This is a genomic window from Rhodococcus sp. SBT000017 (genome assembly GCF_003688915.1).
Lineage (GTDB): Bacteria > Actinomycetota > Actinomycetes > Mycobacteriales > Mycobacteriaceae > Rhodococcoides.
Window position 1 is genome coordinate 45,084 of record NZ_REFU01000005.1, and the last position, 15,294, is coordinate 60,377.

The following is a 15,294-nucleotide window of genomic DNA, read 5'->3' on the forward strand; positions in this document are numbered from 1 at the left end:
AATTGTGCGCGACACGCCCGAGCGCGTGCACACGTTCTTGGTGGCTGCTGGGTTCCCTGTCACGGTCATGGTTGCAGAGCGATACGAATCCAATTGGGAGCGGCCATGTTCTACCAACTTCTCGACGCGGCACACGCCGTGCATTCCACGGTGGGTGTCAGCGAATCCATCGACACGGGCGTTTCGGTCCTCGCGCAGGCTCAGGACGGAGGAGGCGGGATCGAAACACAAGGCGTCGGAACGTTCCTCCAGTCTCAGGTTCTCCCACCACTGTTGGGACTCGGTGCGATCGTGCTCCTGACCAAGGGCATGAAGTCCAATTGGTCGGGTGTGGTGACGGTGGTGTCGTTGTCGACTATCGGGCTGATGTGGTTCGGGTTCTCCGCCAGACCGGACATCGCCTTGAACACCGGCACGGCGTTGGCACGACTGTTCATTCCCGGCCTTTGATCACAGCACGTCCCCATTCCCCCAGCCCTTAACCAGAGGAAGCGAAGAACCCTATGTCTGTCATGACCATCCTCGGCGGCGTCGTCATCGGCGTCGCACTTGTCATAGCCATCCGCCGTGCCATCAAAGAACGTCGCGGATAACGATTTCCGCTTGCCATCGACCCCACACCCCACACCCCCATCGGTGGAAGTGAGCGCATCGTGATCGAGACCGACGACGAAATGTTCCGCGTGGACCAGCACTACCTCGGGCCACCGGGGAGAGCCTTTCCCCGGCCGATACGACATCAAGCCGTCGGGTTCGGTGCAGTGGTCGCCTTCGGCATGTATGTGGTGCTGTATCCGATCATCAGTCTGCCGATCAACACGTGGACTCTCACGGCATGGGGCGGGGCCACCTACTGGCTCACGCGCAGATTCCTGGAATACCTCGGCCACGAACGAACAACCACCTCGATGGTGCGCTCGGCGTTCAACGACCTGACCTCACCGCGGCCGGAATCGACGAAACGGTCCACGCGACAAGCACACACGGTGGCGCTCTCGGAGCAGCTCGCACGTATCCGCATCGACCCCACACCTACACGTAGCAGCGAGAAAGCGACCTCCCGGTGACCTACCCCAACGATCGCTACGACCGTCCCGATTTGGTGCCACCGCCCGGTGCGTTGCCGCCGGTGCTTCCCGCGTCGTGGTTACGTGCCGCGCAGAACGCCGGTCTCCACACCGCCGATACCGACAACCGGGCCACCGAACGCCAACAGGGCCGGCGCGAGGGCCGATACCGAGACTCCGGCGCAGACGCCGAGTACGCGTGGTCGAATTCCGCTCTGGCGCAGCACTCTGCCCCGATCGCGTACACCGACGACGGCGTCGCCGGCAACGAACAGGACGCGCCGTCGGACAAGCTCAGTCGTGCGCAACGTCGCCGCGCTCGCAAGACAGGCAAGCAGACCGGTGCACACGCCTCGGATGCCCGTGCGAGCGAACAGCCGGGTGGACGAGCACGGTTGAAGAAGTCGATGCGCTGGCGGCTGAGGGCTGTACTCGGCAACGTCACCGTCACCGACACTCACGCCACGATCTGGTTCGTCCAGTCCCCCGGCACCTGGAACATGCGTCCGATCACCGAACAAGCCCAGTTCATCCGTGACGAAGCACTCGTGCTCGCCGAACTCCGCGCCAAAGGTGTCACACGATTGCATCGACGGACGGTGCTCGAACCGTGGCCGGTCACCGAATGGGCGCAGGCACATGCAGCGCTGGCCGAGAATCCCTTGCCCGACACCCCCGAAGGGCTGCCGTGGGGGGACTATCTGGTCGGGCACCAAATGGCGATGCTCGACGGGTCACCGACCCGTAAACGGCGATACTGGGGCATCGAGCTGCACCGGCGCTCGGTCATGGCCCGTGCCATCGTCGACGCCGCCGACATGTCCGCCGGCGTTCCGTGGCTGGGTCGCCGTCTCGCACAGTGGTCCGAGCAAGTGCTGCGCGACGAACAGGCTGCAGCCGCCGAATACATCATCGACCTCGAACGCGTCATGCTCTCCCCCGGTGTCGAAGCCATTCCCGCCGACGCAGCTGCGATGGACTACCTCCTGCGACGATCGGCCGCGGTCGGCACCGCCTTGTCCGATCCGGCCCCTGCAGGTGCACCCGCGGGATGGGCGTTCGAGGACCTGCCCGCACTGAGCGAAATTTCCGACATGACCTACACACCGGGCGATGGTCACACCGTCGTTGAAACACAGGTCGACGGCCGCACTCACCGCTCGTACGTCACCGTCCTGACCGTCGGCCGCATGGCGGCACTGCCGATACCGGAGCAGGCCTCACCGTGGCAGATCCAGGGTGACGAGATCGGAGTACCGATCGAATGGTCCGAGCGGTTGACCCTGCACACCCGCGAGGAAACCCTCGCCGAGATCCGCAAACAACGCAACGCCATCGAATCGCAGTACCGGCACTACACCGTCGAGCACGACGAGACACCCCCCGATTCTCTGGCCTCCCAGCACAAGCTCTCCCGTCAGCTCGAAACCGAGATGCGCAACGGCGGCGCACTCTCGACCAGAGTGTCGGGATGGTGGCGCGTGGCGGTGTCGGGCAACTCCCCTCAGCAGGTGCGCGACCGGGTGTCCTCGCTACAGAAACGCTATGGACCCAACATCGAACTTGTCGTCGAGAACGGTCAATTCCATCTGCTCAAGGAGTTCATGCCGGGCGAGGCCATCGCCAACACCGCACACAAGCGGCGCATGAGCGTGATCACCGCCTCTGCAGGCCAATCCGCTGCCTCCGACCGCATCGGTGACGAGGAAGGTGTCTATCTCGGCGAGACGGCCTCCATCAGCGCCAGGCCGGTCTGCTGGAACCTGTATGCCGCGCACGATTTTTTCGACAAATCAGGGCTGACGCCGATCGTAGGAACCCAAGGTGCCGGCAAGACTCACCTCGCCGGGATGTTGACCTACCAAGCCGTGCGGATGGGTGCGCACGCGGTGATTCTCGACCCGTCGGGCAGGTTGCAGAAACTCGCCCACCTGCCCGAGCTGGCACCGTTCACCACCGTCTACGAACTCACCGGCAGCGGCGCACGGCGAGGCCTGCTCAACGTCTACCAGGTCGTGGCAGAGCCGAACCCCGACGATGCTGCCTACCGGAGCGATCACCCGGCCTACGCCGACACCCCCGATCCCCGTGCCTCCGCCGCCCGCGCCTACCGCGCCGCGTGCGAGGCTGCCGAAGCCGAACGCAAAGAGCTGGCCGAATCGGTGCTGCTGGACATGCTCGACTCCGACGACCGCACCGACCGCGACACCAAGGACGCCATCCGTACGGCTATCGACGCAGTCGGCGGCAGGCCGGACAACGCCCTCGACGACGTTCTGGACCAACTCGAACACCTCGCGGCCGTGCCCACCGGCACCAGCAGCGACCCCGCAGAGTCCGGTTCGGCCGTCGTCTCGGCCGAGGTACGTGCTGCGGCCGGGCGGGCAGGACGCCAACTGCGCACCATGTCCAAACTCGCTGCCGCGCAGGTTCTCTTCCGCGGCGAGAGCGCTGGGCCGAGCGATCACACCTACTCCGCGATTGCCGATTCCCGCGTGACGATCCTGACCATGCCCGGTCTGCAGATCGACGACAGTGGCGATCCCAGTCGCCAAACCGCCACTGAACGCATGGCGACCCCACTGATCAGGCTTGCGGCATGGTTGGCGATGCGTCTGGTCTACGACAAACCTCCTGCGTTGGCGAAGTTGCTGTTCCTCGACGAGAACCGGTATCTGAACCAGTCCGCGGCCGGGCGCACCCTGAACATGCGTCTGTCCCGCGACAACCGCAAGTTTCGGGTGCGGGCGTTCGTGCTCTCCCAGCTCGCGGCGGACTTCCTGAATCTGGCCGAGGGAAACAGTGACCAGGACCAATCGCAGCAGACCGACGAGATCATCATCGGTCGTATCGGTTCGTCGGCCGGCGCTCGTGAGAATGCACTGAAGCTGCTCGGGCTCGACACCGACGAAGGATTCGAGGCTGTCTTCGACCGTCTCGGCGGAGGCCGGTCGAGCACCTACGACAAGCGGACCAACGAGGCCCGCCGGCAGCGAGCCGAGCGAGACGGCACCGACCAGGCCCGGACCTACCTGGTGCGGCTCGGCGGAGACATCGAGCTCGTGCGTACCTCCTGGACCCATTTCACCCACCTCGCCCACGTCGCCGCTGTCCTGGACTCGCGCGCCAAAGCCCATTGACCCTTTTCGGCCTTGTCTCCCATCCGACCGACTGCCGCACCTGCCGAAGGACACCTCATGCCACGAGCGTTCACAAGATCGCCACAGCCGTACTGCGACGGCGCGGTCCTGCAGCGCGTGCCCCTGGTCTCGAAACTGGCGCGCCTGACCGTGGTGGCGGCACTGCTCGGGTTGTCGTTGGTGTTCGGTCCCGCACCGGCGGCCTGGGCAGACGGGTTCGAGTGCAAGGAAGTCCCCGCCCCACAGTCACCGAACGCCACCCCACAAGCGGTGTTCGACTCGTCCTCCGCCGATGCTCCGACCGGACCTGGTTTCGGCAGCACCGGATACGGCACCCATGGATGGGCCGGGCTCAAGTGGTACACCTACGACCTCGGCTGTGGTGAAGACATCACCGGAGTGTCCCTGGTGCGCAGCAAGACCGACCTCGGCAACACCTTCCTCACTGTCGGTCAATCGTTCGCCGCGGCCGCATTCTGGCTCGACGATCAAGCCAATACGCCCGCCGAAGGGGAGCAGAACGGACGTCAGGGCGCGATCGCCCAGTTCGACGACATCGTGTACGCCATGTCGGATGCACTGCGGCCGGCGATCTTTGGGCCCTGGCTCGGTATCGGTATCGGTGTGGCGGGCTTGATCGTGCTCTACCGGGCATTGCGTTCGGACGCCGCCGGTGTCACCCGGCAGCTCGCGATCGGTGCCGCGGGCCTCGCGCTCGGCGGGTTGATGGTCGGTGCGCCGCAGAAGGCGATCTCTATTGCTGATAGCACCTTGATGTCGTTCGTCACCGACACTCAGGGCCAGATCTTCGAGGCAGCCGGTGTCGGCCCGGATCAGAATCCGCGGTTGGTGATCACCGACCACATCATCAATCCCGATATTCGGAAAGGCTATTTCGGCTCCAACGCCAGCGAAGAGACCATGGCGACATTGTGGCCGACGCTGCGAATGTCGTTGGCCTACACCTACGACGAACAGCAACGCATCAAGGATGACAATTCCGCCCAGAAGGACATCGACGCGGCGAAGAAGAAGATGTTCCAGGACCAGGTGGTCGCGCCGCTCGAAGAGAATGGTCTGTCCTACTACACCTTTCAGGGTAAAGACTCATCCAGGGTGTCCATTGGGTTCCTGTCGATGGTCAAGACCGCCATGCCGTCACTATTGTGGATCGGCGCGTCTGTGCTGAAAATATCTGCGCTACTGGCGATTCGGCTGGCTGTACTGACCGCACCGGTGTGGATTCCGATGGCCGTGGTCTCCGGGTCGCTACTCGCCCGCGTCGGACGGATCGTCGGATCGATCTACCTGTGGGCGTTCGCCGCCGCAGTGATCATGTCGATATACCTGTTCGCACTCATCAAGCTGTTCGACGAACGAACTCCCGTCGACGGGACATGGCGACTGTGGTTCCTGATCATCCTCACCGCAGTGTTCTGGATGGTGATGCGCCCGTTCAAACGACTGTCACAGACCATCACCCAGAACAGTCGCGGAGCGATCGGCGGCGCGTTGCACGGTCGCCGCCACGGATCATGGAAACAGAACCTGATCTCCGCCGGGTCGATGATCGCTAACCCGGCGATGGGTATCGCGGAAAAGGCAATCGAGCTGGGCCGCAGTGGTCACCAGAACGCATCGAAAGGGTTTGGTGGACAGTGGGATGCGCTGATCAACCCCAATATTGCTCACGTCCGACAGGAAGGACGCGCAAAAGCTGATGCTCGCACCGACGACTACCGCATCCGCTCCCGGGAGGCGCAGATGGCAGCACTGCACGCTCCGGATCGGAGCAATTCAATCGCTGCAGATCTGAGTAAGGCTCCGATCGACGATGTCGCCGGCACCCAGTTGCCCGGTATCGATCTGTCCTCGGTGTCCAGCCGTTTCGACCACAGCGCGATCCATGGCCTACGCGCCGACACGACCGCCGGTTCGGACGGTCAGGCGTTCACCGATGGCTACTACCTGGCCTCTACCGGCGACGGTGCGGAACTGTATGTTCCGCAGCCGCCCCGTGATCGATGGGACGGCGGAGCAGGTGCAGCCATTGCACCGGTCACCGTCTACCGCCCCGACAGCTCATCTGACGCGCAAACGAGCAGTTCGGGCACCGGAAGACCGTGGGTGAGCGTCACGCGAGCCCAACCAGCTTCTGCGAGCACTCGGCCGAGCGGCGGCACCGCAGTACTCGAACGGGATCAACTCGGCCGTGCGAACCTCGACCGCGAGCAGTTGGGTCGACGCAGTCCTGGCGACGATCGGCCGTCCCCACGGTGAGATCGCGATGAGACACACCGCCAATCCGATCACCACCGGCATACGAAGCTGGGTCCTCCGCAGCCCGGCTCGTCTGGCACTCGGACTGCTCATCATCGTGGTGGCCCTGTTCGTCGTCCGTGGTGTGATCACCACCGTCACAGGCGGCACTGTCAGCTCCGCTACCGAGACGGTGGCAGCCGACGCAGCCGCATCGACCACCCCCACACCTACGGCTGTAGTCGAGGTCACCGAGTCCGAGGTGCTCGGGCTCTCGTCGACGTCGGTCACCGACACCCCGGCTCGCGCCGCGATGTTCTATGCGCACGTATTCCTCGACACCACTGCTACTCCGACTCAGTGGACGGTGCGCCTGTCGACAGTCACCGACCCCGGCAACATCACCGACCGCATTGCCGGCGCACGCCCGACCGCGCCGGTGACCATTCTCGGACCCACCCGCACCACCCGCACCGCAGGTGAAGCCGGCACACGAGTAGAGATCGACACCAGCTCCGGCACCCTGACCGCCACCCTCACCGAAACCGGTGGCCGCTGGCAACTGAAGTCACCGCTGCCGACCATCGACCTCACCGCGCTACCCGCGCCGTCGACCACTACACCTCGTCCCACTACAACGCTCCCGTCACCGAGCCGACCCTCGACGACATCCGTGCCGGTACCGCCCAGCACCACGCCTGCGCAGGCCGCGGCCCTTCCCTCTATTCCGTCGACGCAACCCGCACCGACGCTCGCCCCCGCGCCGGCCCCGGCCCCGGTCCCCGGACCTATCCCGATTCCGGATCTCGACACGCCCCTCCCCGGAGCCCGCCAATGACCAACCCCAAGATCGGTTCCCGGACACGTTGCGCAGCAGTCGCTCTGGCTCTGTCGGTGACCGCAGGAGTGTTGTCTGCATGCACTACCGGCGCTGTGATCGACCTACCCCACCCGTGCAAACCCACCACCCGTAGTACCTCCGCCGACAGTCCCGGTCGCGGATCCACCGGCAACGGCACTCCCTCTGCCGCAACCGATCTCACCGAATCCGCTCCGATCCGGCTACCCACTGCACCCGGAACAACCGCGGTTACCTCCGGATTCGGGCCACGATGGGGGACCATGCACCGCGGAGTCGACTTCGCCGGACCGGAAGGAACTCCGATCTACTCCGCCCTCGACGGCACTGTCATCCTCGCGGGATCGTCCGGGGAAGGCCCCGGAGTGGGTTTCGAAAATTGGATTGTCATCGACTCCCTCGTCAACGGCAGCGCCGTCTCCACGGTCTATGGACACATGTGGCCGAATGGCATTCACGTCAAACCCGGCGATAAGGTCACCGCCGGCCAACACATCGCCGAGATCGGTAATGCCGGAGGATCCACCGGTGCACACCTGCACTTCGAGTACTGGCCCGGCGGCAAACTCACCGCCGGCGCAGCGATCGACCCGATGGGGCCACTGTCCGGTGCTCCGGCACCCGACGGCGCACCCGTCCCCTCAGGCTCTCAACCGGCCGGTCCCGACGCCGCCAGCTCGACAGCGGCCGTGCGCCTGGCGTCGGCATCGGCAGGCTGCACCAAGAACGGTTTCGGCACCCCTGGCGCGGGCCAGCTCAAAGCAGGCTCCGTACCAAAGGAATTCGAGGAATGGTTCCGCAAAGCCGGATCGTTGTGCCCCCAGATCAGCCCCGCACTGTTGGCTGCGGACACCAAAGCCGAGAGTGGATTTCGGGTCCAGACCAGTGGTGCCGGCGCGAAGGGCTACACCCAGTTCATCGACGAAACCTGGGCCAGCTACGGCAAAGACGAGGACGGCAACGGCGTCATCTCCCGTTCCGACATCGGCGACGCGGTGATGGCACAGGGGCATTACATGTGCGACAACGCCGCTCAGATCGACGCCTGGATCGCAGACGGATCAGTCAAAGGCGACCCCAAGTCCCTCTACATTGCCGCGTACAACGCCGGATCCGGTGCCGTCAAAAGCTCCGGCGGCATGCCATCCGGACACCCCGACTACGAGAACGAGACGAAACCCTACGTAGCCAAAGTCCTTGCCTACGAAGCAGAATTCACCGACCCCGACGCAGGCGGAGCGTTCATCGCCTCCCCTGCATCCCCAGCCGGCCCGCAGGTCATCACCGCAGCCCGTCAACACCTCGGGCTGCCCTACGTCTGGGGCGGAGGAAACATCAACGGCCCCAGCAGCGGCGGATTCGACTGCTCAGGCCTGACCAGCTACGCCATCTACTCGGGCACCGGCGGACGGGTCACGTTGCCGCGCACCTCCGAACAGCAATGGACCGTCGGCACCGAGATCCCCGTCGACCAGGCAGGCCCCGGAGATCTACTCTTCGGCAATTTCCAATCCACCGGGCCAGGGCACGTCGCCCTCGCCCTCGGCGGAGGGCAGATGATCGAAGCCCCCCAAACAGGTGACGTCGTCAAACAATCCCCCGTCCGCTCCGACATGAAAGCGCGCCGAGTCCTATGACCTACCGAAAGCTCGCGGCCGTCTCCGGCCTCATCGTGCTAGTCGTCTTCGCGGCCGCGCTCTGGCGGCACAACTCCATGGACGACACCACCGCCACACCCGCACGCACACCGCCGTCGTCGACCGCCCCGGAACCGACAGAAAGCTCTGCGACCAACACTGCACCCGATCCGATGGAGTCGGGAACACCCGATGCTGTTGCAGCACAGGCGATGACAATCGCCCACACCTGGACTCCGGGTCTCGACACGAGCCCGAACGACGCATTCCGGCGCGCGGCCGAGTACTTCACGCCCCGCCTCACCGACCTGATCACCACCAACACCGGGACGGACGTGCCCCCCAGCCTGCAGTGGCAGAACTGGGCCACCGAACACGCTCGCATCATCGCCGACACCACCATCGGATGCTCCGGATGCCCAGCCGACACCACCGACACCGCCCACCGCGTCGCCACCATCACCCAGACCGCCACCACCGCGACCACGACCACCCGCGTCGACCCCGACACCACCATCTGGTTGGCCCTCGTCCACACCGACACGGGCTGGCTTATCGACGAACTACGCTACTGACCACTCGACTACGACAAGACAGGACGGCACATGCAGATTCAGCACCGGTCCTCAGCGACGCTCGGCTTGTTCGTAGCTGTGGCGATCACGGCGTCGGCGTTGACAGCATGCGGTGGAGACACCGCACCTGCCGCCCCCGATACCGCCACCAGCAGCATCCAAGCCACGCCCGAACTCGATCCCTTCGAGTACGACGTCAACGACTGGAAGAAAGACACCGTCACCCGAATTATCGACATCGGCCGCGAGCGCAACGAGAGCGATACAGCCATCCTCGCAGCCCTCACTGCTTCGTACGGCGAGGTCACGTGGTGGGCAGCTCTCGACGGGACTTCGGAAGATCTGTTCGGATGGAGGAGCCCTGCGGTCATTTTTCGTGGCGAGGACCGCTACCGCGCCCCACGCTACGATCCCGCCTACATCACAGGCGCTATCAACTACTTCTACCAGCGAGGTCACGATCTGAACCTCACCCCGGACGACCCGGTCGACTACGCCGTCGAAGTTCAGACCACCGACGTACGACCGGCAAGTTTGGGTGACAAAACATACACCTACTACCAAGACCGGGTCACCCAACGTGGCGAGCCAAACAGATTTGCCGACGAAAGTGCGGTCCGAACTAGGTACAGCGAAGCACTTCCGTACGCCGAAGCAGCCCTTCGCCAAATTGGATAAGGGCGAGCAGCACAAAGTTCGGATTGCGTCCTCAAACCAGCCGCTGCTCCAACACTCTGTAATGTGCCGGTCATGCCTCACGTCACGTCGGACGGTGCCCGAATTCGCTACGACGACACCGGTTCCTCATCGCTGCCGGTGTTGCTGCTCGCGCACGGAATGTTCATGGACAGACGCATGTTCGACCGCCAAATCGACGAGCTGTCACGAGTCGCCCGGATCATCTGCTGGGATGCCCGTGGACACGGTGACACGACTGACCAGGGCAAGCCCTTCACGTATTGGCAATCCGCTCACGACGCGATTGCAGTCCTCGACAAACTAGGCATCGAGCGGGCTGTGATCGGGGGAATGTCGCAGGGCGGATTCACTGCGCTACGGCTCGCGCTCGCCGCGCCCGAGCGGGTGAGCGGCCTGGTATTGATCGGCACCGAAGCGGGTCGACCCACGCCCGGCCAAGTCGAGCAGTACAGCGAGCTGTTCGCAGCCTGGCTCGACAACACGATGCCGCTCGAACCTATTGCTACGTCTCTGGCTCCCAGCCTGATTGGTGGCGACGCTGACCGCGATCAGCGTGTCTGGATCGACCGCTGGCTCTCCCAGGACCGCACACTCATCGCGCAGGCGGCGAAGTGCATCGTCGACCGCGAGTCGGTGACCGATCGTATTGCCGAGATCTCTACTCCCACATTGGTTATCCGGGGCGCGAATGACATGTCGATATCATCTGCGGCCGTTCACCAAATGGCTACTGCCCTAGGCTCTTCCGTTGTCGAAATTGCAGGTGCCGGTCATGCCGTCAACTGGACCCACCCCACCCCCGTGAACGAAGCCATCCGTGATTTCATCGAAACACTCACGGCTCGCGACGAACTCCGGTGAACAACTGGAGTTGATGCCCCTGCATAGACGTGCCATAGATGTTTACCCACACGGTGTAGGTGGTGCCGTCGTCGTTGCGAAGGCTCATCCAGGGGTCATCTCGACCAAATATGACGTGGTTGCGACTCCACATCTGCTGGAACTCCTCGACGCCCGAAAGTTCGTCAAGCACACTATGACTCCACTGTGAGTCCTGGTAACGCGCTGACAGGCCGCGGAACCAGCCAACGGTCAGAGTGGCTTCCTTCTCCCAGTCGACCATCACCTGGCGTGAACGTGGGTCGGTGAAGAACCATGACAACACGTTGGTGCTGTCCATCAATCCCGGATACGCCTTGCGGTAGGAGTCGTTGCAGACGAGCACATTCCATCGCTCGTCGAGAAGCGCGACCAGATGGGGGTTGACCGCCTGATACGTCATTTGAACATCGGGATCGACCATGGCCCGGTACTCGGCAACGGTCAACGGTGATTTCGTCGGTACCCGCACGTTCTCGGACGATCGGCCCGCTAAATCAAACAAGTGCTGCGTCTCGTCTGGACTCAGCTCCATCGATGTCGCCAGCGACCGCAGAACGGTGGCCGTTGGGCTTTCCGCTGTGCCGGATTCGAGCTTCGCGAGATAGGCAATGCTGATGTGAGCGGAGTCGGCGATTTGCTGTCGGGTAGCCCCATCCGGAAATTCCCCGGTATGTCGCTCGCGTGCGAATCGTACGAATGCCGCCAGCGAGGGCGCGGCTGTCTTCCTGTCACTACCCCGGTTGTGACTCACCCCAATACCATAGTCGACCGCCACACGTAAGACTGTGAGGTGCCCCTGCCAGTAGGACTACTCGCAGGGGTACTTGTACATGTAACGCTGGGTTGATACACAGCGGTCAGCGGTCTAACTTTGTGTTCCTGCACTTGCTTCACGGCATGGCGATCCCATTACCTGTCCACTCGGTCTTGGTTGCAGAGGCTCCCCAATCCATATACACGCGCGCCGCTATGACCCAGCAATCGCGAGGGGAGGGTGCCCTGCACTCCGATACGACCGATGGAAGGACCGATGACGACCGATAGCCACAACTGCACTTCACCCGCTGACGACGAGTTCACCGGCAACGAGTGGTGGGTAATCGAAACAATGGGCCTGCCCTACAACCTCCGTCCCACCCTGGTAGCGCGCGGTAGCCATAAGCGTCAGTTCGCCACCTTCACTCGCGAGCTGCGCGACAAGGCCCAGGCCAAAGCCATCCTGGACATCATCACGAGAGTTACCGAGACCGGCGCTCCGCACACACCAGCAGATGACGTCGACGCAAACACAATCGACCGCGCATTCGACACCTACGTTTACCCGATCAAGACAGACAGCGGGAAGGTGGCAGGAGTGCAATTGTGGCGCGGCCTGCGCGGAAACACTCCTCCACCGAAACGCCACGTCGGCACCTTCGAATTCGATTGCACAACACAGCGAACGCAGCAAAGCCGCGATCTCGAAGTGGGCATCATGGGCATGCCCGACCATCAAGACACCCGCACGCTTCCGCAACTGTGGCCGAAGCTGAGCTTCGACGAGCGCGAAAAATACTCCACCTACATGGAAAAGCTGTTTGCCGGAAACTTTGAGCCGGGTGACCCATTCTCATCCACAGTCGAAGTGGACATCGCCGGCTCCGACAGACGACGCCTGACCTACATGACCGTTCGCGCTATCACCGAAGACGGGAATGCCACCCCGGTGGTGTTCGGGCTGGTCCACGACATCAGCGATACCCCCGGCACCGTGAGGACCGACGACCGCGAAATGACCCGTGCTGCTGTACAACTCGCAAAGAAGATCGGGGGTGTCGGCGAAATCGTGATGCGTACTGGCTATGTGTGCGAATGGTTCAGAGCACCGCCGGGCTCGCTGTCGAGATGGGTGCACTCTGTGCCATTTTTTGACCTGCAGCTGCACCACCAGCTGACTACGGCCTTGGACGAGCTGCTGAGCGGTACTGCCGGGCGCGTGAAGCTACTGCACGGCGCGATCAGGTTCGGCGATCTTGAGCTGGAGGAAGTTTCCACAGAAATTGAACTGATCGCAGTCGGGCACGATCGCGAGACCGGACAACCCAACCAATGCCTCATCCGTGCTGTCGCGATCGAAGATCTTCCGGCAGGTATGTGGTGACCGCGACCAGTTTCGAGACGCTGCGCCGAAGTAGTTCAGGCAGGCGTACCCGGCGGGCGAGTGCGCGCACGCTCGAAAGAATCACGAAGCTCGGCCGGCGTAATTTGCAATTCCGCCGCAACACGACCGGCTACGGCTTCGCTAAGCCCGCCCTCGCCTCGTTCGATCCGACCGATAGCAGCAGTGCTGAGCCCTACTGCACGCCCAAGGAGGGGCTGCGTCAGACCACGGATAATGCGCCAATCCCCTGGGTAGCGATCATTAGGTTCGATATCGACCACGTCTTCGATTCCGCAGTCCAGATGTTCGAGAACCCGTGCCAGAACGTCGACCTGCGGGGTTCGTTTCTCATTTTCCCATCGGCCGATCGCGGCTTCGGTGACACCAGCCAAACGACCCAGATCCGACCTCGTCAACTTCTTGTCTTCCCTGGCCTTTTTGAGGCGGGCAGGGTCGAACCCGCGCATCACGCGCCTGGACACGGTGCCGGATCTCTTGCGATGGCGATGGTTGGCATTGCTGGACACGATGCACGCCGTCCTTTACAGTTGGCACATCGGATGGTCGGATCGGTAGAGCATATCGGTTACCCGAGATGGTCCGGAAAAGACCGACGCCTACAACAAAGGGGGCTTTTAACAGCTGACTGCCCCCACTGAACAGGGGCAGTCAGACCGTCGAAGCCGGGGTTGCAGCCCCATTGGCTTCAAATGCAGCACCTAAGCAAAGGACAACTGCAATGAACACGTTAGTCGGCGCGCGATCGGCGCGCCCGTTTCTGAGTACCCGCATCTTGGCTGCAGAGACATCTGCAGTATCACCCCCCTGCGCCGAAGACCCCGGGTCGTGGGATGTCGACATAGCCCGCCCGTCTGAGTTAATCGCGGCTGCGGAGCAGTGCGTGGGGTGCCCGATTTTCAAGGCGTGCCAGCGTGACGCCCAGGCCGGCGCTGCTGCGTCGATGGTGTGGGCCGGGACCATCTACGACGAGCACGGAAACGCCGTCGACGCCTCCACTGTGCGGACCTGGAAGCGACACAACCGGGCATGGGGTCGACGTTCACCTGTCGTGGCAACTGGCATCGCCTCATGACCGGCCACAGCGAGACGATCAGCCGCGAGCACCTGGTAACCCTGGCCAACGAAGCTGTCCGGTTCCCGGAGACGGTCACGATCGAGCAGATACGTGAATTGGGTGAGTTCGCTCGCGCCGTTCTCGCACGCGGTTCTGATTCGGTCGACGGCTCGGCCCGCAGCGCACAGGCTGAGCGATGAACGAGAGTCTGCAGTCAGAGATTGCCGCAGCGGTGGTCGCTATGCAGCTCAACCCGGATATGCCGACCGCGTATTGCCGACACGCAGCGCACGGGCCGCTGTCGAAACTCGAAGTCGATGCATCCGGTGCACCCATGTTGGTCTGCGCACGGTGTGGGTCCGGTGCTCCCCTGACCGAAGAACAGGTCCGGTGTGCGTTGGGGGCCACCGCGCTACCCACAACACCGGTAACAGCCGAGTTCGGCATTCCAGCTCCCACCACAGCCGATGCTGTTCCGCTGCGGCGTGCACCGCTACAGGTGGAGACCGCGTTCGGGGCGGTACGAGCGCAAACGGTGTTCGCGCTCGTCGTCGCCGCGCTCGCAGCGTTGACATGGTCCACGAAGATCGGGGCCGGATGGGCACTGGTCGTTTTCGTCGCGTCTGCCATCGCCTTCGACTCCGTGATCGCTCGGCTCTCCCGGCGTCGTGAACGAGACCGGGCGGCGTGGTTGCCCGGTCAGGACATGCGGGTAGTCGATCTGCAGCCGGGGACCTGGATCGAGACGCCGTTGAATCTGCGTGCCACTTCGGCGGAGATGGCCGCGTACGCCCCTCGGTGCGCGGCCCGCGTGCAGTCGCTCATGGGATTGCCCGATTCCCCGCAGACCGGCTATCTCGAGCTGACGCTCGCCGATGGCCGCGTCTACACGGTGCCGGGGTCGGCACCGGTTCGCACTCTGCACGTCGAGCCCCTCGTAGCCAGGAGAGCACTGTGATCG

Annotated in this window: 15 protein-coding genes; 13 read left to right on the forward strand and 2 right to left on the reverse strand. The window is 63.4% G+C overall.

Annotated elements, in window-relative coordinates:
* Positions 1–105 precede the first annotated feature (105 nt).
* The 9 genes from AYK61_RS26810 (at position 106) to AYK61_RS26850 (ending at position 11,097) form a co-directional block, all read left to right on the forward strand.
* On the forward strand, positions 106–450 hold the full coding sequence (locus tag AYK61_RS26810) for a hypothetical protein (protein WP_121873872.1): 345 nt from the start codon (positions 106–108) through the stop codon (positions 448–450).
* Positions 451–653: 203 nt separating this feature from the next.
* The gene (locus tag AYK61_RS26815) at positions 654–1,067 is read left to right on the forward strand and encodes a hypothetical protein (protein ID WP_121873873.1); all 414 of its coding nucleotides are present in this window, start codon (positions 654–656) and stop codon (positions 1,065–1,067) included.
* Positions 1,064–4,207, forward strand: a complete 3,144-nt coding sequence (locus tag AYK61_RS26820; protein ID WP_121873874.1) for an ATP-binding protein — start codon at positions 1,064–1,066, stop codon at positions 4,205–4,207. Before AYK61_RS26815 ends, AYK61_RS26820 begins: the two co-directional genes overlap by 4 nt.
* Positions 4,208–4,264: 57 nt before the next feature.
* On the forward strand, positions 4,265–6,487 hold the full coding sequence (locus tag AYK61_RS26825; protein WP_121873875.1) for a hypothetical protein: 2,223 nt from the start codon (positions 4,265–4,267) through the stop codon (positions 6,485–6,487).
* 7 nt (positions 6,488–6,494) lie between these two features.
* On the forward strand, positions 6,495–7,304 hold the full coding sequence (locus AYK61_RS26830; RefSeq protein WP_147458433.1) for a hypothetical protein: 810 nt from the start codon (positions 6,495–6,497) through the stop codon (positions 7,302–7,304).
* Positions 7,301–8,962, forward strand: a complete 1,662-nt coding sequence (locus AYK61_RS26835) for a peptidoglycan DD-metalloendopeptidase family protein (protein ID WP_121873877.1) — start codon at positions 7,301–7,303, stop codon at positions 8,960–8,962. Before AYK61_RS26830 ends, AYK61_RS26835 begins: the two co-directional genes overlap by 4 nt.
* The gene (locus AYK61_RS26840) at positions 8,959–9,537 is read left to right on the forward strand and encodes a hypothetical protein (protein WP_121873878.1); all 579 of its coding nucleotides are present in this window, start codon (positions 8,959–8,961) and stop codon (positions 9,535–9,537) included. The genes AYK61_RS26835 and AYK61_RS26840 overlap by 4 nt, the downstream gene beginning before the upstream one ends.
* A gap of 30 nt (positions 9,538–9,567) precedes the next feature.
* Positions 9,568–10,215 carry a hypothetical protein gene (locus tag AYK61_RS26845; protein ID WP_121873879.1) on the forward strand — a complete coding sequence of 216 codons (648 nt, stop codon included), beginning with the start codon at positions 9,568–9,570 and terminating at the stop codon, positions 10,213–10,215.
* A gap of 72 nt (positions 10,216–10,287) precedes the next feature.
* Positions 10,288–11,097 (forward strand): alpha/beta fold hydrolase, encoded by an 810-nt coding sequence (locus AYK61_RS26850; RefSeq protein WP_121873880.1) that lies wholly within the window; start codon positions 10,288–10,290, stop codon positions 11,095–11,097.
* Here the strand turns inward: AYK61_RS26850 and AYK61_RS26855 are convergent.
* Positions 11,072–11,893, reverse strand: coding sequence for a helix-turn-helix domain-containing protein (locus tag AYK61_RS26855; protein ID WP_121873881.1), 822 nt, complete (start codon positions 11,891–11,893; stop codon positions 11,072–11,074). The genes AYK61_RS26850 and AYK61_RS26855 overlap by 26 nt on opposite strands.
* Positions 11,894–12,148: 255 nt before the next feature.
* Between AYK61_RS26855 and AYK61_RS26860 the strand changes: the two genes are divergently transcribed.
* Positions 12,149–13,258, forward strand: coding sequence for a GAF domain-containing protein (locus AYK61_RS26860; RefSeq protein ID WP_147458434.1), 1,110 nt, complete (start codon positions 12,149–12,151; stop codon positions 13,256–13,258).
* Positions 13,259–13,293: 35 nt separating this feature from the next.
* Here AYK61_RS26860 and AYK61_RS26865 read toward each other — a convergent pair whose 3' ends face one another.
* A complete protein-coding gene (locus AYK61_RS26865) occupies positions 13,294–13,785 on the reverse strand; it encodes a helix-turn-helix transcriptional regulator (protein WP_259468314.1) in 492 nt (163 codons plus the stop codon).
* A gap of 374 nt (positions 13,786–14,159) precedes the next feature.
* Between AYK61_RS26865 and AYK61_RS27145 the strand changes: the two genes are divergently transcribed.
* Genes AYK61_RS27145 through AYK61_RS26875 form a run of 3 tightly spaced genes read left to right on the forward strand, consistent with a single transcriptional unit; the run spans position 14,160 to position 15,291 of the window.
* Entirely contained in the window at positions 14,160–14,351 is a 192-nt protein-coding gene (locus AYK61_RS27145; RefSeq protein ID WP_147458435.1) for a hypothetical protein, read from the forward strand.
* On the forward strand, positions 14,348–14,533 hold the full coding sequence (locus tag AYK61_RS26870; protein ID WP_094742481.1) for a hypothetical protein: 186 nt from the start codon (positions 14,348–14,350) through the stop codon (positions 14,531–14,533). Before AYK61_RS27145 ends, AYK61_RS26870 begins: the two co-directional genes overlap by 4 nt.
* Positions 14,530–15,291: a hypothetical protein gene (locus tag AYK61_RS26875; protein ID WP_121873884.1), complete on the forward strand. Its 762-nt coding sequence runs from the start codon at positions 14,530–14,532 to the stop codon at positions 15,289–15,291. The genes AYK61_RS26870 and AYK61_RS26875 overlap by 4 nt, the downstream gene beginning before the upstream one ends.
* Positions 15,292–15,294: the final 3 nt, after the last annotated feature.

Coding starts and splice junctions, on each gene's coding strand:
- AYK61_RS26860 (WP_147458434.1), top strand. CDS start 12,149: ATGACGACCGATAGCCACAACTGCACTTCACCCGCTGACGACGAGTTC.
- AYK61_RS26850 (WP_121873880.1), top strand. CDS start 10,288: ATGCCTCACGTCACGTCGGACGGTGCCCGAATTCGCTACGACGACACC.
- AYK61_RS26870 (WP_094742481.1), top strand. CDS start 14,348: ATGACCGGCCACAGCGAGACGATCAGCCGCGAGCACCTGGTAACCCTG.
- AYK61_RS26845 (WP_121873879.1), top strand. CDS start 9,568: ATGCAGATTCAGCACCGGTCCTCAGCGACGCTCGGCTTGTTCGTAGCT.
- AYK61_RS26835 (WP_121873877.1), top strand. CDS start 7,301: ATGACCAACCCCAAGATCGGTTCCCGGACACGTTGCGCAGCAGTCGCT.
- AYK61_RS26825 (WP_121873875.1), top strand. CDS start 4,265: ATGCCACGAGCGTTCACAAGATCGCCACAGCCGTACTGCGACGGCGCG.
- AYK61_RS26830 (WP_147458433.1), top strand. CDS start 6,495: ATGAGACACACCGCCAATCCGATCACCACCGGCATACGAAGCTGGGTC.
- AYK61_RS26840 (WP_121873878.1), top strand. CDS start 8,959: ATGACCTACCGAAAGCTCGCGGCCGTCTCCGGCCTCATCGTGCTAGTC.
- AYK61_RS26875 (WP_121873884.1), top strand. CDS start 14,530: ATGAACGAGAGTCTGCAGTCAGAGATTGCCGCAGCGGTGGTCGCTATG.
- AYK61_RS26810 (WP_121873872.1), top strand. CDS start 106: ATGTTCTACCAACTTCTCGACGCGGCACACGCCGTGCATTCCACGGTG.